General features: G+C 64.1%; 19 protein-coding genes. 8 read left to right on the top strand and 11 right to left on the bottom strand.

The window, feature by feature from the left end; all coding sequences use genetic code 11:
- Positions 1–32: 32 nt before the first annotated feature.
- The 5 genes from ARUE_RS00930 to disA all read left to right on the top strand — a co-directional run bounded on the left by ARUE_RS00930 (position 33) and on the right by disA (position 8,386).
- A complete protein-coding gene (locus tag ARUE_RS00930) occupies positions 33–920 on the top strand; it encodes an urea amidolyase associated protein UAAP1 (RefSeq protein ID WP_014920396.1) in 888 nt (295 codons plus the stop codon).
- Positions 917–1,573 carry an urea amidolyase associated protein UAAP2 gene (locus ARUE_RS00925; protein ID WP_011772958.1) on the top strand — a complete coding sequence of 219 codons (657 nt, stop codon included), beginning with the start codon at positions 917–919 and terminating at the stop codon, positions 1,571–1,573. The genes ARUE_RS00930 and ARUE_RS00925 overlap by 4 nt, the downstream gene beginning before the upstream one ends.
- Positions 1,570–5,244: an urea carboxylase gene (gene uca / locus ARUE_RS00920; RefSeq protein WP_014920395.1), complete on the top strand. Its 3,675-nt coding sequence runs from the start codon at positions 1,570–1,572 to the stop codon at positions 5,242–5,244. Before ARUE_RS00925 ends, uca begins: the two co-directional genes overlap by 4 nt.
- Positions 5,241–7,076 carry an allophanate hydrolase gene (gene atzF, locus ARUE_RS00915; RefSeq protein ID WP_014920394.1) on the top strand — a complete coding sequence of 612 codons (1,836 nt, stop codon included), beginning with the start codon at positions 5,241–5,243 and terminating at the stop codon, positions 7,074–7,076. Before uca ends, atzF begins: the two co-directional genes overlap by 4 nt.
- Before the next feature lie 233 nt (positions 7,077–7,309).
- The gene (disA, locus tag ARUE_RS00910; RefSeq protein ID WP_011772955.1) at positions 7,310–8,386 is read left to right on the top strand and encodes a DNA integrity scanning diadenylate cyclase DisA; all 1,077 of its coding nucleotides are present in this window, start codon (positions 7,310–7,312) and stop codon (positions 8,384–8,386) included.
- Positions 8,387–8,424: 38 nt separating this feature from the next.
- On the opposite strand, the gene ARUE_RS00905 is transcribed toward disA, so the two are convergent.
- Positions 8,425–9,147, bottom strand: a complete 723-nt coding sequence (locus ARUE_RS00905) for a hypothetical protein (protein WP_011772954.1) — start codon at positions 9,145–9,147, stop codon at positions 8,425–8,427.
- Positions 9,148–9,284: 137 nt separating this feature from the next.
- Here ARUE_RS00905 and ARUE_RS00900 point away from each other — a divergent pair, with 137 nt between their 5' ends.
- Both ARUE_RS00900 and ARUE_RS00895 read left to right on the top strand, forming a co-directional pair.
- On the top strand, positions 9,285–10,235 hold the full coding sequence (locus tag ARUE_RS00900; protein ID WP_043469593.1) for an iron-sulfur binding domain-containing protein: 951 nt from the start codon (positions 9,285–9,287) through the stop codon (positions 10,233–10,235).
- A 121-nt stretch (positions 10,236–10,356) separates the two neighbouring features.
- Positions 10,357–10,839 (top strand): hypothetical protein, encoded by a 483-nt coding sequence (locus tag ARUE_RS00895; protein ID WP_014920392.1) that lies wholly within the window; start codon positions 10,357–10,359, stop codon positions 10,837–10,839.
- A gap of 30 nt (positions 10,840–10,869) precedes the next feature.
- On the opposite strand, the gene ARUE_RS00890 is transcribed toward ARUE_RS00895, so the two are convergent.
- Complete coding sequence (locus tag ARUE_RS00890; RefSeq protein WP_014920391.1) at positions 10,870–11,682, bottom strand: helix-turn-helix transcriptional regulator; 813 nt, start codon at positions 11,680–11,682, stop codon at positions 10,870–10,872.
- 79 nt (positions 11,683–11,761) lie between these two features.
- Between ARUE_RS00890 and ARUE_RS00885 the strand changes: the two genes are divergently transcribed.
- Positions 11,762–12,274 (top strand): VOC family protein, encoded by a 513-nt coding sequence (locus ARUE_RS00885; protein ID WP_011772949.1) that lies wholly within the window; start codon positions 11,762–11,764, stop codon positions 12,272–12,274.
- A 13-nt stretch (positions 12,275–12,287) separates the two neighbouring features.
- Here ARUE_RS00885 and ARUE_RS00880 read toward each other — a convergent pair whose 3' ends face one another.
- The 9 genes from ARUE_RS00880 to ARUE_RS00835 all read right to left on the bottom strand — a co-directional run bounded on the left by ARUE_RS00880 (position 12,288) and on the right by ARUE_RS00835 (position 20,390).
- On the bottom strand, positions 12,288–12,647 hold the full coding sequence (locus ARUE_RS00880; RefSeq protein WP_011772948.1) for a VOC family protein: 360 nt from the start codon (positions 12,645–12,647) through the stop codon (positions 12,288–12,290).
- A 3-nt stretch (positions 12,648–12,650) separates the two neighbouring features.
- Positions 12,651–12,911 (bottom strand): DUF4235 domain-containing protein, encoded by a 261-nt coding sequence (locus ARUE_RS00875; protein WP_011772947.1) that lies wholly within the window; start codon positions 12,909–12,911, stop codon positions 12,651–12,653.
- A 95-nt stretch (positions 12,912–13,006) separates the two neighbouring features.
- Complete coding sequence (locus ARUE_RS00870) at positions 13,007–13,183, bottom strand: CsbD family protein (protein ID WP_035760998.1); 177 nt, start codon at positions 13,181–13,183, stop codon at positions 13,007–13,009.
- A gap of 89 nt (positions 13,184–13,272) precedes the next feature.
- Positions 13,273–13,965, bottom strand: coding sequence for a dihydroxyacetone kinase phosphoryl donor subunit DhaM (dhaM, locus tag ARUE_RS00865; RefSeq protein WP_014920389.1), 693 nt, complete (start codon positions 13,963–13,965; stop codon positions 13,273–13,275).
- A complete protein-coding gene (gene dhaL / locus ARUE_RS00860) occupies positions 13,962–14,624 on the bottom strand; it encodes a dihydroxyacetone kinase subunit DhaL (protein ID WP_011772944.1) in 663 nt (220 codons plus the stop codon). The genes dhaM and dhaL overlap by 4 nt, the downstream gene beginning before the upstream one ends.
- Before the next feature lie 2 nt (positions 14,625–14,626).
- Positions 14,627–15,628, bottom strand: a complete 1,002-nt coding sequence (gene dhaK, locus ARUE_RS00855) for a dihydroxyacetone kinase subunit DhaK (protein WP_011772943.1) — start codon at positions 15,626–15,628, stop codon at positions 14,627–14,629.
- A gap of 346 nt (positions 15,629–15,974) precedes the next feature.
- Positions 15,975–17,423, bottom strand: a complete 1,449-nt coding sequence (locus tag ARUE_RS00845; RefSeq protein WP_014920387.1) for an FAD-binding oxidoreductase — start codon at positions 17,421–17,423, stop codon at positions 15,975–15,977.
- Between the two features lie 179 nt (positions 17,424–17,602).
- On the bottom strand, positions 17,603–18,112 hold the full coding sequence (locus tag ARUE_RS00840) for an amino-acid N-acetyltransferase (RefSeq protein WP_011772940.1): 510 nt from the start codon (positions 18,110–18,112) through the stop codon (positions 17,603–17,605).
- 175 nt (positions 18,113–18,287) lie between these two features.
- The gene (locus tag ARUE_RS00835) at positions 18,288–20,390 is read right to left on the bottom strand and encodes a S9 family peptidase (protein WP_187329911.1); all 2,103 of its coding nucleotides are present in this window, start codon (positions 20,388–20,390) and stop codon (positions 18,288–18,290) included.
- Between the last annotated feature and the right edge of the window lie 74 nt (positions 20,391–20,464).

Here is a 20,464-nt window from a genome sequence, read left to right as displayed (position 1 = left end):
GCTCCAGCACCAGGTCCAACACCAGTACAGAAATGATTGCCATGACTCAGACTCTTGAAAGCGCTCCCGGCACCGCCACGACTGCCGGCGCCAAGCTGCATGCACGGGCCCAGCACGGGCGCGCAGCCGAAACCATGATCCACGTCCCGCCAGCTTCGGCCCCTGCACGTTTGACCCAAAACCTCCCCGCGGAGGCAAAGGACTCCCTGACCTGGGCGGAAACACTCGCCTTCGGCCGCTACACCCATCTGGAACTGGCCCGCGGGACGCGCCTGAGGCTCACGGACCTCGACGGCGATGCTTGCGTTCACGCTGTCATCATCCGAAGCGGTGCCCAGCATGAGCGGCTCAACGTTGCGGACACAGTCAAAGTCCCCTGGCAGGCCTACATGACCACGGGCCACCCGCTTCTTTCCGACGCCGGACGGCTCATGGCAACCGTTGTGGCCGATTCCTCCGGCAATCACGATGCCCTCACCGGCACCACCAACCTGGCTGGTAACACGGCTAAGTACGGTGCCGGCTCAGCCCACAGCCCGTCACCGGCAGGCCGCGAACTCCTCACTCTTGGCGGCATGAAGCACGGGGTCGGCCAAAGGGAATTGCCGCCGTCGTTGTCATTTTTCAAGGGCGTCACCGTGGACCGGAATGGCCGCACGCAGTTTGCCGGCAGCGCCGGTGCCGGGGCCGTCGTCGAACTTCTCCTCCACATGGACGCGGTGCTGGTACTGGCCAATACCGCCCACCCTCTGGACCCGCGCCCCGACTTCACCGGAAGCGCCGTGGACATCGTCGCGTGGCGGGCTCCGCAGGACCTCGCGGCCCTCGTGGACGGAAACTTTACTGTTGACCTGGGCCCGGAAGGGCGTCTGGCCCTCCACAACACAGAACTCGACTACAACGCAAGGACATCACTATGAATGCAGTCGCAGATATCAGCCCCGCACTGGTCCCCGGGAAAGTAGTCCTGGACGAACTGGTGGAAGCACGCGGCCCGTGGTCCGCCGTGGTGGCAGCCGGTGACATCCTGACCATTGTGGACCTGGACGGTAACCAGGCCGTGGATTGCATCCTCTACGCAGCACATGACACCGGGACACGGTACTCAGCAGCGGCGACCATCGCGGGTCAGGGCTCGATCTTCCTCACCACCGGCTCCATCCTGCGCGCAGACAGCGGCCGGGAACTCATGACCGTGGTGGCTGATGAGGTTGGCGTCCACGACACCATTGGCGGTGCCTGCTCGCAGGAATCCAACACCCTCCGCTACGGCCAGCACACCCATGAACAGCACGCCTGCGTGGAGAACTTCCTCATTGAAGGCGCCAAGTGGGAATTGGGCAAGAAGGACCTGGTGTCCAACATCAACTGGTTCATGAATGTGCCGGTGGATCCGGACGGCGCCCTGGGCATTGTGGACGGGTTGTCCGCACCCGGCAAGCGCGTGGCACTCCGTGCCGAAGTGGACACCCTGGTGCTGGTGTCCAATTGCCCCCAAATCAACAACCCTTGCAACGGCTTCAACCCCACGCCGGTGCGCATGATCGTCACACGCCCGGAGGCCCGCGCATGAACCGTTTCGACACCCTTCTCATTGCCAACCGCGGCGAGATCGCCTGCCGGATCATCGAATCGGCACGCAAGGCGGGGCTGCGCACTGTTGCCGTTTTCTCCGAGGCTGACCGTGGCGCCAAGCATGTGAAGCTCGCAGATGAGGCCGTCCTGTTGGGACCTGCACCCGCCAAGGAGTCCTATCTGAAGGTAGAGGCCATCCTGAATGCGGCGGCTGCCACCGGCGCCGGTGCCATTCACCCCGGCTACGGATTCTTGTCCGAGGACGCTGCTTTCGCCGAAGCGGTGGAGGCAGCAGGGCTTGTCTTTGTGGGGCCCACCCCCGAACAGCTCCGAATCTTCGGGACCAAGCACACAGCGAGGGATGCAGCGCAACGTGCAGGCGTTCCCATGATCGCGGGATCCGGCCTGCTTGACGACGTGGACCAAGCCGTGTCAGCGGCGGAAACCATCGGCTACCCGCTCATGCTCAAAGCAACCGGCGGTGGCGGCGGCATCGGCATGGCAGTTTGCCGCGACGAAGCAGAACTCCGCGACAATTACTCCCGGGTGGCCCGTTTGGCCAGCTCCAGCTTCGGAACTGCCGGCGTCTTCGCTGAAAGGTACATCGAGCATGCCCGCCACGTGGAAGTCCAGGTGTTCGGGGACGGTGAGGGCCGCGTAGTAAGCCTCGGCGACCGCGACTGCTCACTGCAACGACGCCACCAGAAAGTACTTGAAGAAGCGCCCGCACCAGATCTCCCGGACGCTTTGCGGGAGGAACTACACCGGAGCTCCCGTGCGCTTTGCGCCTCCGTGGGCTACCGCTCTGCAGGCACGGTTGAGTTCGTTTACGACCCCGTCCGCCGGGAAGCATCCTTCCTGGAAGTCAACGCCCGACTGCAGGTTGAGCACCCCGTCACCGAAGCCATCACCGGAGTGGACCTGGTGGAGTGGATGCTGAATTTGGCCCAGCAGGAGCCAGTGCTTCAGGGAGTGCCGGACAGTGTGCCCGTCTCAGGACACGCAGTGGAAGCCCGCATCTACGCAGAAGACCCTGCCCGGAACTTCCAGCCCAGCGCCGGAACGGTCACCAACGCGCAATACCCGGCCTCCGACGTCGTACGCATTGACGCCTGGGTGGAGACCGGCAGCGAAGTCTCCACCAGCTACGATCCCCTGCTGGGCAAGGTCATCACGTCCGGTACCACCCGCGACGCCGCGTTCGACGCGCTGGCCGCTGCGCTGGCAGAGACCCGGATCGACGGTATCGAAACGAATCTGGGCATGCTGCGTGCCGTGGCCGGGATGGAGGTAGTCCGCGCAGCAGAACATTCCACTGGAACCTTGAACACCGTGGGCGATCCTGAGCCCCGGATCACCGTTGAACGGCCCGGCCTCCAAACCAGCGTGCAGGACTGGCCGGGCAGGACGGGTCTCTGGCAGATCGGCGTGCCGCCCAGCGGACCCATGGATGATTTGTCGTTCCGGCTGGGCAACGTCGCGCTGGGTAACCCGGAGGGCGCACCCGGGCTGGAATTCACCATGGCCGGGCCGGCGCTCCGTTTCACGCACGCCACAACGGTGTGCGTCACCGGCGCGGACGTTACCGTGACGGTCAACGGCAACACGGCCGACACCTGGGAGCCCATCACAGTCCCCGAAAACGGCCTGCTGGACGTCGGGTCAGCAGACGGATCCGGGCTGCGAGGTTACATTCTCTTTGAAGGCGGGCTGGATGTTCCCCGATACCTCGGCAGTGCGTCCACCTTCACCTTGGGCCAGTTCGGCGGCCACGGCGGCCGTGTGCTGCGGACCAGCGATGTGCTCCGCACGGTCAGCGACCACCTCCCCGAAACCGTCCCCGGCGTAGTTCCTGAGGAGAGCCGCCCGGCACTCACTTCCGACTGGGAGCTGAAAGTGGTGGAAGGGCCGCATGGCGCACCGGAATTCTTCCAACGCGAAGACATTGAAGAGCTCTATGCCGCCGAATACGAGGTCCACTTCAACTCCGCCCGCACCGGCGTCCGCCTGATCGGGCCCAAGCCGCGCTGGGCGCGTAATGATGGCGGTGAGGCCGGGCTGCACCCCTCCAACATCCACGACACCGCCTATTCGGTGGGTGCCTTGGACTTCACCGGCGATACCCCTATCCTGCTGGGTCCGGATGGTCCCAGCCTTGGCGGTTTCGTCTGCCCCGTCACCGTGGTGACCGGCGAGCGCTGGAAGCTGGGGCAGTTGCGGCCTGGTGACAAGGTCCGCTTTGTGCCGATCCGCTCGGTTGAGGCACCTTCCGTCAAGGAACTCGGCGCTGCACGGCAGCTGATACTCCCGGGCGGAACGGACTTCAGCAGCAGCGCCGCCGGACTGCTGCGAGGGGACGGCGACGACGGCGTGCTTGGCCGGGTGCCTGAAGGCGAGGGACGGCCGGCGGTCACCTTCCGCCGCTCCGGTGATGACAATCTTCTGGTGGAGTACGCGGACATGGTGCTGGACTTGGGCCTCCGTGCCCGCGTCCACGCCCTGCACCAGGAACTTGAGCGTCTGGGCATCCCGGGCATCGTGGATCTGACCCCGGGCATCCGTTCCCTGCAGATCAAGGCTGATCCATCCGTCCTGCCCACTCCCAAGCTTTTGGGCCTGGTGCGCGAGGTGGATGCTTCGCTCCCTGCCAGTTCGGAGTTGGTGGTGCCTAGCCGCAGCGTCCGCCTCCCGTTGTCGTGGGACGATCCCGCTACCCGTGAAGCAATCGAGCGTTACATGGCAGGTGTCCGCGATGACGCCCCGTGGTGCCCGTGGAACATCGAGTTCATCCGCCGCATCAACGGCTTGGACTCCGTGAATGACGTCTTCGATACAGTCTTCAACGCCGAGTACCTCGTGTTGGGACTGGGCGACGTATACCTCGGAGCTCCGGTGGCAACGCCCTTGGATCCGCGGCACCGGCTGGTCACCACCAAATACAACCCCGCCCGCACGTGGACCCCGGAGAACGCCGTGGGCATTGGCGGTGCCTACATGTGCATTTACGGCATGGAAGGTCCTGGCGGCTACCAGTTTGTTGGACGGACCACGCAAGTATGGTCGCGCTATGCGGACGCTGCGCCTTTTGAGCCGGGCTCCCCGTGGCTTCTCCGGTTCTTTGACCGCATTTCCTGGTACCCGGTCAACCCTGAGGAGCTCCTGGATCTTCGGGCTGACATGGCTGCTGGCAGGGGTCGGGGCGTGGAAATTGAGGAAGGTACGTTCTCCCTCGCGGAGCATGAGAAATTCCTGGAACGCAACAGTGTCTCCATTGCCGAGTTCCGGGAAACCCAGTCCGTTGCTTTCGCCGTGGAACGCCATGCCTGGGAGGAAGCCGGCGAGTTCGATCGTGCCGAGCAGGCTGTGTCCTTGGCCCCGCCGGCCGACGACGTAGTGGTTCCCGACGGCGGCACCTTGGTCACGTCCCCGTTCGCCGCGAGTGTGTGGAAGGTGGACGTGGAACCCGGTGACCTGGTGGTGGCCGGCCAGTCGTTGGTTTCCCTCGAGGCGATGAAAATGGAGACGGTCATCCAGGCTCCGGTGGATGGTGTGGTCCAACAAGTCCTGCCCACGGCCGGTGCTCAGGTGGTAGCAGGCGAGGCCCTTGTGGTGCTTGAGCCTGTGGACATCCAGGAACCCGCACTCGTGCTGGAAGGAAGCGCGTCATGAGCGGGCGCACCGTGGAACGCGTCCTCTCCGCTCTTGAGGCGATTGACGCCGTCCACCGTCCTGAAATTTGGATCCATCTGCGCGGGCGGGAGGAACTACTCGCAGAGGCGGCCAGGATCGATGCGGCGGCTGCCGCCGGGGAGGACCTGCCGCTTGCGGGTCTCCTGCTCGCCGTGAAGAACAACGTGGACGTTGCCGGTGTGATTACGACGGCGGCGTGCCCCGGTTTTGGCGAGGTGCCCGCCCGGGACGCGGTGCCGGTTGCGAGGCTCCGCGCTGCGGGGGCGTTGGTGCTGGGGGCCACCAACCTGGACCAGTTCGCCACGGGACTGGTGGGTACCCGCAGCCCTTACGGAACTGTGCGCGATTCGCGGCGTCCTGACCGTATTTCCGGCGGCTCGAGTTCGGGTTCTGCCGTGGCAGTGGCCTTGGGGCTCGTGGACCTTGCCATCGGCACGGACACCGCCGGTTCGGGCCGGATTCCCGCGGCGCTGCAAGGAATTGTGGGGATCAAACCAACCTTGGGCGTGGTGTCCACCGATGGCGTAGTTCCGGCGTGCCGTTCCTGGGACACCGCCACGATTTTCGCGCGCGACCTCGCCACTGCGGAACTCGCCATGGGCATCATGGCCGGTGAGTGCCGCAGCTGGCCCGCGGACGTCAAGCTCGCTGCGCCTGCCACGCCGCGGGTGGCTTACCCAGCTACCCTGCCGGCCCTCCCGGACGCGTGGGCGCTCGAGTTCGAGGCGCAGATCGAACGGCTGCGCTCCACGGGCGTGGTGGCCGAAGCCATCGAGTTGGACGTTTTCCTTGAGGCTGCCCGGCTGCTGTACGACGGCGGATTGGTGGCCGAACGCTACGCCGCCGTTGGGAACTTTGTTGACACGGTGCAAGCCGGAGGGGTTTCCGCCACGCTCGACCCCACTGTGGCGGGGATCATCACCGCCGCCGGCAAGGTCCCCGCACACCAGTACGTCGCAGACTCCGCAGCATTGGAGCGGCTCCGCGAAGAGGCCATGCGGCGGCTGGCCGGCTTCGATGCCCTGATCGTGCCAACCGCACCTTTCCATCCGACGCTGGCAGAGGTCGCGGCCGATCCCGTGGGGGTTAATTCCCGGATGGGTACGTATACCAATTTCTGCAACCTCTTCGACCTCAGTGCCGTCGCCGTTCCGGCAGGAACTGTTCGTGACACAGACGGCATCTCCCAGTTCGGCCTGACGGTGGTTGGTCGGACGTTCCAGGATGGGGTGGCGGCGGATATTGCACGGCGGATCGAGCTGACCCCTGAGCACCCCGAACTGTTCGCCGCCGGAGCTGCCAATGCCAGGACTGCCACGCCAATAGTTCCCTGGCCGGTTGCCGCGGGCGCCGGCGTCATTCCGCTGGTGGTGGTGGGCGCCCACCGGAAAGGCCAGCCCTTGGCCGCCGAACTTGAGCGGCGTGGAGCTTTCTGGGACGGCCAAGTGGTCACTGCGTCACGGTATCGGATGGTGGCCTTGGAAACCACGCCTCCCAAGCCTGGCGTGGTTCGATCTGAACAGGGAACCGGGCTGGTTGCAGAGCGGTGGTTGCTTTCCGAGTCCGCCCTGGGGTCTTTCCTCGCCGACTTGCCCGAACCCATGCTGCTGGGGTCCATCACCTTGGACGATGGGAGCACGGCAGTGGGATTCGCATGTGATGCCGTAGCTGCGGCAAGCGCGCGGGACATCAGCGAATACGGCGATTGGATTAAATATCTGGAAGAAAGTACCGCCGGCCCCGGTAACCAGCCACTGTGGCGGGAGGCGGGCAGCGCCTTGCTGACTGGCCTTAGCCGCGGCCAGCGCTAGCGCGAAGGCGGCCGATTGACCGAAATAGGGTTTCCATCAATCGGCCGCAAACCACTTTCCGGGCATCGCCGAACATCACGAAATGACCCACTTTGGGGCTTGCTGGTGCGGTTAACGGTGTCCGGAAGCCCTATCATTGTGCTTGTCGTCATGTGGGCATTTTTGGTAGTGCGCGCTGACGCCGGATTCAGCTTGTCTGTGAGCCATGGCTTGCACCTTCGAAGGGAAACCCTATGGCCCGGAGCCCGGAAGAGTCGCTCAAGGCGACCCTTGCCAGAGTCGCACCCGGAACTCCATTGCGCGATGGCCTCGAACGCATCCTCCGTGGACGCACCGGCGCCTTGATTGTGCTGGGCTACGATCGCACCATCGATTCCATCTGTTCGGGCGGATTCGACATCGGCATCGATTTCTCCCCAACGCGTCTGCGCGAACTGGCCAAGATGGACGGCGCCATCATTTGTGACAAGGATGCCAGCAACATTGTTCGGGCAGCCGTCCAGCTGGTGCCCGATTCGAGCATCGAAACCCAGGAGTCAGGCACCAGGCACCGCACGGCCGAGCGTGTCGCCATCCAGACCGGCGTTCCCGTTATTTCGGTCAGCCAGTCCATGCAAATCATCGCGCTCTATGTGAACGGTTTGCGCCACGTTCTGGAGGGCTCTGAAAAGGTCCTCGCCCGCGCCAACCAGGCCTTGGCGACCTTGGAGCGGTACAGCGCCAGGCTGGACCAGGTCACCAGCTCACTTTCGGCCCTGGAGATCGAAGCACTGGTCACGGTCAGGGACGTTGCGGTCACCCTGCAGCGCCAGGAGATGGTTCGCCGTATCTCCGAGGAAATCGCCCAGTACGTGCTGGAACTCGGTGAAGACGGCCGCCTGCTCTCCCTCCAGGTGGAGGAACTCACGGTAGGCCGCGGCCCGGGGAGCGAAGTCATCATCCGCGACTACTCCGATCCCGACGCCACTCCTGAGCAGATCGAGGAAGCCGTCCAGGCTCTCCTCAACCTTGGCCCCACAGAATTGATCGACCTCAGCCGCATTGCCCACATCATTGGCTTCGCCGGCGGAGTAGAGCAGCTGGACGCCGTGGTTCAGCCGCGCGGGTACCGTCTGCTGTCCGGTTTGAAGTCCGTTCCCAAGGCAGTGGCCGACCGTTTGGTGGACTACTTCGGCGGGCTCCAGAACCTCATGGCAGCCACCATCGACGACCTCATGACCGTGGACGGCATCGGCGATCAGCGAGCCCGCACAGTCCGCGAAGGATTGAGCCGCATGGCCGAGGCGAGCCTGCTGGACCGGTTCCTCTAAAGGCGACTGCCGCCGTCGGGCGCTATTTCGGACGAAAACTAGTTCAGCTGGAAGGCGACCTTGGGGCTCGACTTGTTCCCGAGTCTCGCCTCGAACGTGTAGTAAGCGCCGCCAGCGCCCGGCTTGGCAGTGATCGCGGCGCAGCCTTCCAACGTCCGGTTGCGCTGCCACGGGAAGTTCGCAGTCTCGCTCTTGCCGGGTTGGATGGTTTTGATGAGGTCCTCGCCGCCCGTCTGGCAGTCCTTTGACGAGAAAATCCGGTCCGAGCCGCTCATCAGCAGGTACTCCATTTGGGAGGTGCCCACGTTGACCTCGCACGGGGCGGTGCCGCCGTTGGTAATGGTCATGGTGAGCAGCGGCTTTTCCTCGGCGCCGTAGGCGGGCTTGTCGGTCTTGGCGGCGACGGTCATGAGGTTGAGGTCGCACACGGGCGAGGCCGACGGTGACGGCGCCGCTGTTCCTGTGGGCGTAGTCCCCGGCGTGGGTGCCGTTGAGGCGTCGGCAGTGCTCACGGCTTGCGGCTCCGGGTTCCCGGCCAATGCGCCGGTGAGTGCCACGACGCCGCCGATCACCAAAGCGATAACCAGCAGCAGGGCGCCAAAAACCACCTGCCGACGACGCCGATACACGGCAGGGCTCGGTCGACGCCTTTTCGTTGAGGTACTTTTGCCCGCCGCACCGGCGCGGGATGAGCCACGGGCAGCACCCTTCGCCGACGCTGATGCGCGCGCGGTCGACTGCTGCTTACCCTTGTTGGCCATGGTTCTAGGCTAGGCTCGCGGCCGCTTGGGCACCTAACCTCCACGCCGAAAGGGCCTAATGCCGGCCTGTGTGACGTCGGCCATGGGATACCTCCTTGGCGGCGGGCCGCCCGAATTCCACTACAGTGGATGGCAGCATGACACTTCCCGATTCAGGCCAATTGGCAGGCCTCCACCAAGCCCTTGATCAGTGGTTCGCCCGGACTGCCCGTGACCTTCCGTGGCGCGAGCCGGATTGCAGCCCCTGGGGCATCCTGGTCAGCGAAGTGATGCTTCAGCAAACACCCGTTGTCCGGGTGCTGCCGGTGTGGCGAGACTGGATGGAACGCTGGCCCACACCCGCCCACCTCGCAGATGAGCCGTCGGGGGCTGCCGTCCGCCATTGGGGCCGCCTCGGCTATCCCCGCCGGGCCCTGCGGCTGCACGCTGCCGCCGTCGCAATCCGTGAGCAGCACGGCGGCAAGGTTCCTGACACGTATCCCGAACTCCTCGGCCTTCCGGGCGTCGGCAACTACACAGCGGCCGCCGTCGCAGCTTTTGCTTTCGGACGCCGCGAAACCGTGGTGGACACCAACATCCGGCGCGTCCATGCGCGGCTCATATCCGGCGACGCACTGCCAGCTCCTGCCTTGACCGCGGGTGAAATGCGGCTGGCTGACGCCCTCCTGCCGCTCGACAAGGAACTTTCAGTCCGTTGGAACGCGTCCGTCATGGAACTCGGCGCCATGGTCTGCACGGCCCGCAGTCCCAAGTGCGCTGACTGTCCCGTGCGCTCCAGTTGCGCCTGGCTCGCGGCCGGTGAACCGCCGCCGTCGTACACCCCAAAGGGCCAGTCCTGGCACGGCACGGACCGCCAGGTCCGCGGTGCCGTGATGGCTGTCCTCCGTGAAGCGGCCACCCCTGTGCCCCGCGAGATGTTCGAGCAGGCGCCGGCGGATCTGGGATTCGCACCGTCCGGCGTCGGAATACCGCTCGCTGCCCTGCACCGGCTCAACTCGGCACCTGAGCAGCTCGAGCGTGCATTGGACGGCCTCTTGGTGGACGGTTTGGCAGAAATGCACGACGGCGGATTGCGGCTTCCAGCGTAGCGACGGTACGCGCGTATCGGTTCCGCAACAGCCTTCCCGGATCCATAACGATGCAGGCGCCTTTTGCCCTGCAGATGCGACATTCCGGCGACACCGGCAGCGTGCAGCCCTACTCTGAAGCATGGGCAGAATCGGATTGGCACTAACCCTTGCCGGGACCGCCGCACTGCTTCCCGGATGCTTGGCCGAACCTGTGGCCTGCCCAGCGATCGGACATGTAGCCGGCATCTCCCTGACCGTCGCAGTCGACTACGCAGACGACGTTGCTTCGCTTCGGTTGAAGGCCTGCCAGGATGGGATCTGCACCGAAAAAGACCTCTTGCTGAATCCCGGCGCGACTGCCGTTGACCAAGGTTGCACTCCGGATGGCGTGTGCTCAGCGACGTCGTCGCCGGATGGAACTCTTCAGGGTTTCCTGGAGCTCCCCGCCCTCTCCGAAAGTTCCCTTGAGGCGACCGCGACCGGCACTTCCCCTTCCGGCGCGGCATTACCCGCGAGGACGGTGACCTTCACGCCGAAGGGCGACTACCCGTACGGCGAACAGTGCGGCCGGATGATTTCTGCGGCCCTGATACTGGATGAGGAAGGGTTGCGGCAGCACTAGGAGTGGCTATCCACCCAGGTTCCAGCAAAACTAGCCCGGGTTTCCCCCAACGGCCTTCCGGTAGCCACTCGGAGTGAACCCCAGATACTTCTGGAAGTCGTTCGTCAGGTGCGCATGGTCGGCGTAGCCAAGTTCGACGGCGATCGCGGCAAGGTCCGCTGTTGGGTTGGACCGGGTACGCTCGGCGGCGTCCTGCAATCTTCTACGCCGGATCAGTGCGGAAGGGCTCAGTCCGACGTACTTTCCGGCGATCCTCTGCAGGGTTCTCGGCGACACGGCCAGGCGGGATGCCACGTCCTCAAGCAGGATCATGTCCGGTTCGGAAGTAATCACGTCCACCATCCGGTTCGCGAGCAACGCCTCCTCGGAAGCAACAAATTCCAGGGAATTCAGCCACGCAACAAAGGCTTCCACTGCCCGCTCGCGGTGCGTGCCGCCGTCGTGCATGATCTCAACGGAAGGCGTGGTCATGGCTGCCGAGACGGCCCTCTGAAGGCCTTCCAGCGCCATCCCAACTTCCTGGTCACGGAGGGCCCCCGGATGATCGGTAAAGAGCGGCACAGCCGCGGGGCGCAGTAACGCGCCAACCGCCCAACCCTGACCGGTCAGGTCGCGGTAAGCGGCCCGGGTGGTCGGCCCGGAGAACTCGACGACGTCGCCCTGCACCACGAGGTTGGACGCCGGGTAGGCGATCACGTGTTGCCGGGATGACCGGCCGGGTTCGATGTTCCACTCCGGAATCCAGAACCACTGCACCAGGTCTGCAACGGACGCCGGTGCAGGAAAGCGATGGAAGGTGGGGAGTCGCGCCGGATACAGGATGCCCTTGAACGAACCCTCCATCGGAGCCTTTCCACAAGCGGATCAAAGCTGTCGCAAATCTCCAAGCGCCACTCGGCAGAAGGCCCGTAGCGTCGTAACCATGACAGATACTACAAGCACAGAGCCCACCACCGCAGCCCACGGTGAACACACCACCCACGGCATCCCTAACGGCCTGACCAGCCTCACGCCGTTCCTCGCCGTGCCCAACGCCAGGGAAGCCATCGCGTTCTACCGCGATGTGTTCGGTGCCCGGGTTGTAGGTGAAACGGAGATGGGCGGGATGGTGGTCCACGCCGAACTCGACTTCGGCAATGGCCGCCTCCAACTTGGCGAGCCCAACCCGGAGTACCACTTGGTGCCGGCGCCCAGCGGCGAGGACGACTGCTATTCCCTCGGCCTTTACTGCCCGGACGCGGACGGACTCGTGAAGAAGGCTGAGCAAGCGGGAGCCACCATCCGCGAGCCGCTATCCACTTTCGTCTCAGGTGACCGATACGCAAGCATCCGCGATCCCTTCGGCGTTCGCTGGTCCATCATGACCCGTGTGGAGGACCTCTCCGAAGAAGAGAGCAACCGCCGCGTGGACGAATGGGCGGCGAAGCAAGGCTAGGTGCCGGGAGGCCTTAGCTCAGGCAGAGGCAGAACGGGTGGCCCGCCGGATCAAGGAACACCCTGAACGTCTCGCCGGGCTGATGGTCGGCTTTGGTTGCCCCAAGGGACAAGGCAACTTCTTCGCCCTTGTCCAGGTCCTCCACCACCATGTCCAGGTGCATTTGCTGCGGGATGGTTTGGCCGGGCCATTTGGGCGGCTGGTACACCTCTACCTGTTGGAAGGAGATGCAGTTGCTGCCATCGCTGGGACGGATGTCGAACCAGTCGCCTTTGTCCTCGATCTCCCAGCCGAAAAGCTCGCCATAGAAGGCGGCCAAAGCAGCCGCATCAGGACAATCGATGACGACACTGGGGAATTTAGCTATAGCCATGTGTTAAACCTCGTCAGCAGTCTTCTTCATGCGGGCCAGGGCGCTCTTGGTGCCCCGTTGGGTGAGCACGTGAACTACGGCGCCAACGCCTGCGGAAACAACCGCGAAGACGAGCACGCCGGGCAGGGAGTCGTTGAGGTCTGTACCGTCCTTGGGGGCGGGCTTACCAGTTCTCTTCTCCCAGAGGCCTTCCAGCGTTTTGTTTGCGAGCGCGCCAGCTCCGAGGCTGACGGCCAGGCCGAAAAGTTTTACCAGTATGTTCACGAAGATCCTCCATTAGATAGCGCGCCCCCGAAGGGCGCCTCGCAAGGGTCAAAACAAGACAGGGCCGCTGCAATGCAGCGGCCCTGTCTGGACTTCTAGTCCTTCTTGAAGGCGTCCTTCAACTTCTCGCCGGCACCCTTGAGGTCGGCTTTGGTCTGATCGCCCTTGCCTTCGGCTTCCAGGCGCTCGTTGTCCGTCAGCTTTCCGGCAGCTTCCTTAGCCTTGCCACCGAGCTTCTCGCCAGCGTTCTCCATCTTGTCGTCAGCACCCATGTTTCGCACCTCTTCCTTGTAGTGAACCTGTACCTCTACAACATCACTAATCAGCATACTTAGCAATATCTGGGATGGAAATTTGGAACTTAGAGCTCGCCAAACCCTTCCTCCACAAGCCGTCCCACGTACTCAACGGCCTTCAACGCATCCTTGCCGCGGGCTTCGATTCGCAGGGTAGAGCCTTTACCCGCGGCGAGCGCCATGAGCGCCATGATGGACATGCCATCGACGCCGTTGACGGTTACCTCAGCGTCCAGCCCGGATAGGCCCCCGGCGATCTTCGCGGCAGGGCGGGCGTGCATTCCCAAAGGATTGATGAGCTCAAAATCTCCGCTTGCGTCCGGTTCATCCTTATCCTCAGGGATTGCCGGACCCCCTACGCCTGCGGGTACGTTGCCGAAGGCCACGGCTTCGGCCGCCTTGCGAACATCTTCGACGCCGTCACCTCCTTGGGCGGCGACGGCTGCGGCCACGAGTCCCTCAACCAGCGGCGCATCGGCAAGGAGGACGGCGTCCGGATCGCTGGCGAACTCCACCGCAGACTCTGCGGTCATCACAGCTGAACCCAGATCGGTTAGCACCACCACGCCATCGCCCCCGGAATCAACCAGGGACTGCTCGACGGCGGCCAGCACCTTCTCCAGGCTGGTTCCGATGCGGTCGTCGTCAGTTCCCCCGGCGGCGACGAGGTGGACGTCGGGGGCCATCTGCGCGGCAAGTTCCACAGCCCCCTCGGCGATCTTGCTGCTGTGCGATACAACCACAATCCCCACTGTCATACGGCGTCGGCTCCCTTGTCAGCCGTGGAACCGGCAGCAGCTGCTGCGGCCGCTCTCAGGAGAAGCGCGGTGGAAGCGGCGCCGGGGTCGCGATGCCCTGCACTGCGCTCCCCCAGGTAGCTGGCCCGGCCCTTGCGTGCCACCAACGGATCCGTGGCCATGGCGCCGGTTTCGGCAGCTTCCGCAGCCGCTTCCAACACAGCAACCGGATCAGCGCCGCTCGCCGCGGCTTTTTGGGCCGCTTCAACCGCGGGCGTCCACGCGTCGATCATGGTCTTGTCGCCGAGCTCGGCTTTGCCCCGGGCCACCACGCCATCTCGGGCGGCTGCCAGGGCTGCGGCCAGGGCCTCCGCATCAATATCGCCGGCGTCCCCCAAGGAGGTTGCTGCCCGAAGATACGCCGTGCCGTACAGCGGTCCGGCAGCGCCGCCCACCTTGGACATGAGCGCCATCGCCGCAGCCTTCAACGCCGCGCCCGGAGTCTCCGGCGGGGTCTCATCGAGTTTCTGCAGCACGGCCTGGAAACCGCGGTCCATGTTCTCGCCGTGATCCGAATCGCCGATTGGCCTGTCCAGCTCAATCAGCTCCACCCGGTGTTCGGCCATGGCTTTGGCGGAGAGCTTCAACCAGTCCAGTGCCCAGTCAACGTCCAGCCCCATGCTCAGGCTCCCCACCGCAAGGCCGCGGTGTGAACGGGTGCGTCCCAGAGCCTGGTCAGCTCATCATCGAGCCGCAGCACGGACACTGAGCAGCCCTGCATCTCCAAAGACGTCACATAGTTCCCCACCAGCGAGCGCTCCACGGTGGCACCACGCTCAGCCAGGACCTGGGCCGCGCGCCGGTACACGATGTACAGCTCGCTCTGTGGAGTTCCGCCCATGCCGTTGACGAACAGCAGCACCTTGTCGCCGGACGCCAACGCGAGGTCTTCCAGTACTGGCTCCAGCAGGCGATCCGTGATGGCGTCAGCGCTTTCCATCGCGATCCTGTGCCGGCCGGGTTCGCCGTGAATGCCTATGCCAATCTCGATCTCATCGTCCGCGAGTTCAAAGCTGGGCGTCCCCGCGTGTGGAACCGTGCAGCCAGACAGGGCAACACCCATGGTCCGCACATTGGCCACCACACGCTCGGCGATGGCCGTGACGGCATCGAGGTCGTCGCCGCGCTGTGCGGATGCACCTGCGATCTTCTCCACCAGGACAGTTCCGCCCACCCCGCGTCGGCCGGCCGTGTACAAGGAGTCCTCCACCGCGACGTCGTCGTTCACCAACACCGAACGCACGTGTACGCCTTCAGCTTGCGCCATCTCCGCCGCGGTTTCGAAGTTCAGGACGTCGCCGGTGTAGTTCTTCACGATATGGACGACGCCGGCACCTGAGTCCACTGCGACAGTCGCCGGAATGATCTGGTCGGGTGTAGGCGAGGTGAAGACTGCGCCGGGGACTGCGGCGTCGAGCATTCCGAGCCCAACGAAGCCCGCATGGAGCGGCTCGTGCCCGCTGCCTCCGCCGGAGATCAGGGCGACTTTGCCCGCTACCGGAGCGCCTTTCCGGATGACGTATTTGGGCTCGGGATGGACGTCCACGATGTCGGCATGCGCCATGCCGAAACCTTCAACGGACTCGTCCACCACGGCGCGTGGATCATTAATGAGCTTTTTCATGTGATGCTCCTGGGCGTGCTGTGGCTGGTGCTCTGACCCTACTACCGGCGACTGTGGCCACGGTAGGCCTTGCAGTGGCAGCAGTCCTTAAATAGCGGAAGGGACAGCCCCCAATGACTGTCCCTTCCGGCGGATCCGCGTGATCCGTCAATCCTCAGCGGCTTGTGTTGTCACCGCCTCGGGCTCATTCCTTGCCTGGTACTCGGGCCAGAAGGCTGAGTACAGGTCCGGGTTCGAGTGCCCCGCGTCCTGCCATGACGCTTCGTGCGGCCATGATCCGTGGGGAATATCTATTTGGAATGCCGAGAAATCCGGAAACATCACCCGATCAAGCATGGCGCGTTCCCTAGTTGTTCAGCACGGCGTCGCCGCCGGCCGTGACGACATCCTCGAGCAACACGGTCTGATCGATGACCGGAAGCCCCACCACGTGCCCGAAGCTGAACATGTTCTTCGGATCCACCTCGGCTTTCGCCTTCCGGAGCCGTTCCCGCGCACTGGGCAGCCACGGCCGCTCCCTGTCCTCGGCATCCACAAAATGGCCGTGCAGGTTCACGAACGTGCCCGCATTCGCAGCAGGTCGGAGGTCTTCGTGGACTGCGCTGAACACGCCGGGGAGAATGTCCAGGACCGGCGGGACGGCGATCGCGCCCATGAAGAAGCTGAACGCCGCGTCACGGCCGCCCACAATGTCCTCCCCGTCCGTGCTCTTGGCCAAGGCGCCACCCAGGAGTCGAAGTTCTGCCAACAACACAGGACTTTCGACGCCGGGACCAAAGTGCCGCAGCAAAGCGTCTTCGGCTTGGTCGTCCAAACGATCAAGCAGGAAACCGTGCTCGCGCACGGGTACCGGCTGGTCCGGGTCTTGGTGGATCGTGTCGAACTGGGTGGAGTCCAAAGGTCCGGTGGCGTCCATCATGAACGGGGCACAGTGGCGCATGGGCTCAAGGACTCCCGCCGCGGTTGCCAGATCACCCTGGTAGGCGTAGCGGAGATGGATGACGAACTTTCCGCGGAGTGGTTCCGGAACCATTTCCATATCCGGAAGGCGAAGGAACGCCATGGACGCTGATGCGTCCACCGGCAGCGACGGCACCCATTCCCTGAACGCCCGCAAAACCTCGGGCGCATGCTCGCCGTCGAAATACATTCCGCCTGCGTAGAGATCGGCTGCCGGGAACAGATGGAATTCCATGGCAGTGACGATGCCCAAGTTCCCCTTGCCGCCGCGCAGGAGGTAGAACAGCTCCGAATTCTCGTCCTTGGTCACCCGGCGCTGTGTGCCGTCGGCGGTGACGAGCTCGAAAGCAATTACGTGGTCTGATGCGAAGCCGTACTTGCGCCCCAGGATCGGCAAACCGCCACCCAGCGTGTAACCCACCACGCCGACATCGGTGGTTGAACCGCAAAGTCCCATCAAGCCGAACGTCGCGGCGAGTTCCACCACGGCCTTCCACCGGACGCCTGCACCGACGCGGGCCGTCTTCTCAAGGGGATCGATGCTGAGTTCCAACATCCGGCGGGTGCTGATGAGCAGGCCGCCTTCAATGGCATTGGTAGCGCCGTGTCCGGTGGACTGGACGGAGACGGGCATTCCCCGCTCGGCCGCCCAGCGAATAGCCGCGGAAACGTCCTCTGCGTCGAGGGCGCCAAAGGCCAGATCAGGTTGGTGCTGTGTGGAGAGGTTGAAGGCCGCTACTTCGGGAGCGAAGCCCGGATCGGCAGGCGTGAACACGGGACCGCGCACGCTGAGTTGGAGTTCTGAAACATCTGAAAAAGAGGCGTGGGACTGCATGATCTTCTCTCAATTGACCGATGTGGTGGAAGCTTCCCCAGCAAGCCTCAATCAGTTTATCCATCAACTGGATATAAGAGAAGAGCTAATAAATCACTCATAATCGGGCAGGCTTGATCGACGCGCCTGGATTGACGCTGCCCAAGGCAGTAAGAGTGCTGTTTAGGCTGCTAGAGCTGCTAGAGCTGCTTGATCATGCGGGTGTTTCCCAAGGTATTGGGCTTCACGCGGGCAAGGTCCAGGAACTCGGCAACGCCTTCGTCATGCGAGCGCAGCAGCTCGGAGTACACCTGCGGATCCACGGCCGACTGGTCAGCCATGACTTCGAATCCGTGGCGCTTGAAGAAATCCACTTCAAACGTCAGGCAGAACACGCGGCTCACGCCAAGCGCCCGCGCTTCCTCCAAGAGGTTTTCGACCAGAACATGCCCCACTCCCCGCCCACGCCAAGAGTCAGCAGCGGCCAGCGTGCGGATCTCGGCCAAGTCTTCCCACATCACATGCAGGGCACCGCAACCAATGACTTCACCGTCGTCAGACTCGGCAATCCGGAATTCCTGGAGGCTCTCGTAATACGCCACAGTCTCCTTGGCCATGAGAATCCGCTCCTCAGCCAAGGGCGCCACAAGCCTTTTGATAGCCGCCACATCACTGGTGCGGGCAGGGCGAAGGCTGAAGGTCGAATCCACTCCCCCATCCTAACGAGGCAAACAGATGCCATGCGCCCCGTTACTTACACCCGGACGTGAGCGAGTCCCACCCGCGAGGCGCTGGACCTGAGACTTTTGCATAGCGTGCGTCTAATCGAGGAACGAGCGAGCACGCGGCGAATGGCGCAGGTCCAGCGCCGCAGCCAGCAACGACCTACACTCCCAGCTCCTCCGGCAAAGAAACCTCCTCGCCCAGCACCTGCTTTGCCAGGAAGCTCTCCACGACGCCGTACCAGACCTTCGCGTGCTGTGGCTGCAGCACCCAGTGGTTCTCGTCCGGGAAGTACAGGAAGCGGTGCGGGCTCTGGCCGTTATCGTCAGCAGGCAGTTGAGAGGAGGACAGGAGCTCGTACCAGAGGCGAAGGCCTTCGCCGATGGGCACGCGGTAGTCCTTGTCGCCGTGGATCACCAGCATGGGCGTTTTGATGTTGCCCACGTTCAGGTGCGGCGAATTTTCCATCGCCATTTCCACGGTCATCTCCTTGAGCCAGTACTGGGCAGCGTCGGTGGTGGGGCCGAACTGGTCCAGCGCCCACAGGCTGGCGTGGGTGACGATTGCCTTGAAGCGGTCGGTTTGCCCGGCAACCCAGTTGGCCATGTAGCCGCCGAAGGATCCACCCATCGCCGCAGTCCGGGACTCGTCGATGTCCGGCCGCGCGACCACCGCGTCGGTGATGGCCATGAGGTCCGTGAACGGCTTCTTGCCCCATTCGCCCCATCCGCGCTGGATGAACTCCTGGCCGTAGCCGGTGGAAAGGGCAGGATCCGGCAGCAGCACGGCATAGCCTTTGGCCACCAGCAGCCATGGGTTCCAACGCCACGTCCACGCGTTCCACGAGCCAAGCGGCCCGCCGTGGATCCACAGCAAGAGGGGTGCCGGGTTGTCCGCGGACGCGCCCTCCGGAAGCGCGAGGTACGCCGGAACGCGCGAGCCATCTTCGGCTGTCGTATCCACGCGCTCAAGCCGGCCTTTGTACACGGGCCGCTCCGCAGGTGCCTGCAGGCGGACCGTTTCTCCTGTGACCAGGTTGATCCGCACGGCTTCGGCGGGGAACTCGTAGGAGCTTCGGAGCGCATACGCCTCGGTTCCGTCGGGAGAAATCACCACATCCGAGTAGGCTGCAGCGTCCTTTGTCACCCGGGTGACTGCACCGTCAGCGACGTCGATCCGGAAGACCGGCGACGCGCCGTCGTCGTCTGCTGTTACCAGGACCGCGGTGCCGTCCGGAAGCCAAACGAGGGGCGTTGCCCAACGGTCCCACTGGTGTGCGAGCGGCTCAAGGTCCGTGGTCTCGCCGCCCGCCACGTTCAAGAGGTGCAGTTTCACGTGGGGAGCCTGCGTTGGCGTGGTGTCGCTTTCGCTCTGCACCACCAGCGTTCGATTGTCCGGGCTCACCGGCCCGGGGAAGTAGCTCATGCCTTGGTGGTCCAGCAGCACCTTGACGGTCCCGGTGGCAACGTCGACGGCGGCGAGCACCTCGCGGCTGTCGGCTTTCGCGAGCGCTTTGGTCATGCTTGTGTAAATGGTCCTGCCGTCCGGGCTCACCACGGTTTTGGCCTCACGCAGCGAGCCGCCGACGCCGGGCGTCAGGTTCCGGAGCTTGAGGGGCGCAGCGGAGTCAATGGTGGACGGCTTGCCGGGCTCCTTCTCCTCGCCCTGCTCCACCGCGAAGATCCGCGGCTCGGCCGGGCCAAGGTCGGCGTCCCAGTAGCGGATCGGGTAGCCGCTGTGCAGGATGGCCGAGACCTTGTTGTCCTTGCGTGCCTTGCGACGCTCCTCGTCGTTCTCCTCATCCGCGGATCCGGCCAGGACCTCAGCGTTGACGAAGGTGGCGTTGGCGTCTTTCGCGGCCATGACGGAACCAATTCCACCCGAACGAGAATGCACTACCCGCGCCTCTCCTCCGTCAGCGGGGAGCAGCCACAGGGCATTTACAGGGTCGGCGTCAGGGCTGTCCGGATCAGGGCGCGCCGACGTAAAGTACAGGTCGCCGTTGGCGGCGAAGACCGCGCCGGCCTCTCCCTTGGAGCTGCGGGTGATGCGGCGGGCTTGGTTCCGGCCGCTGGGGTCGATTTCCCAGAGTGCGGTGGCGAACTCAGTTCCTTTGCCGTTCAGCGTGGTGACTGTGGTGACCAGGCGCTTGCCATCGGGGCTCAGCGTGAGGCCGCCGACCCGCGGGATGGCGAGGTAGTGGTCGAGGTGGTGAAATGGCGTTTCGGGCTGCTCGCCCTGGGTGTGAGTGTCAGCAGAGTCCATGATCCGATTCAACACGGATTGTGCCGCCGATCACAGACTGGTTCACTCACAGTGAAACAGTACTTTCACATATT

It is taken from the genome of Arthrobacter sp. Rue61a, assembly GCF_000294695.2.
Taxonomy (GTDB): domain Bacteria; phylum Actinomycetota; class Actinomycetes; order Actinomycetales; family Micrococcaceae; genus Arthrobacter; species Arthrobacter aurescens_A.
This window is presented reverse-complemented; position numbering and strand designations above follow the sequence as displayed.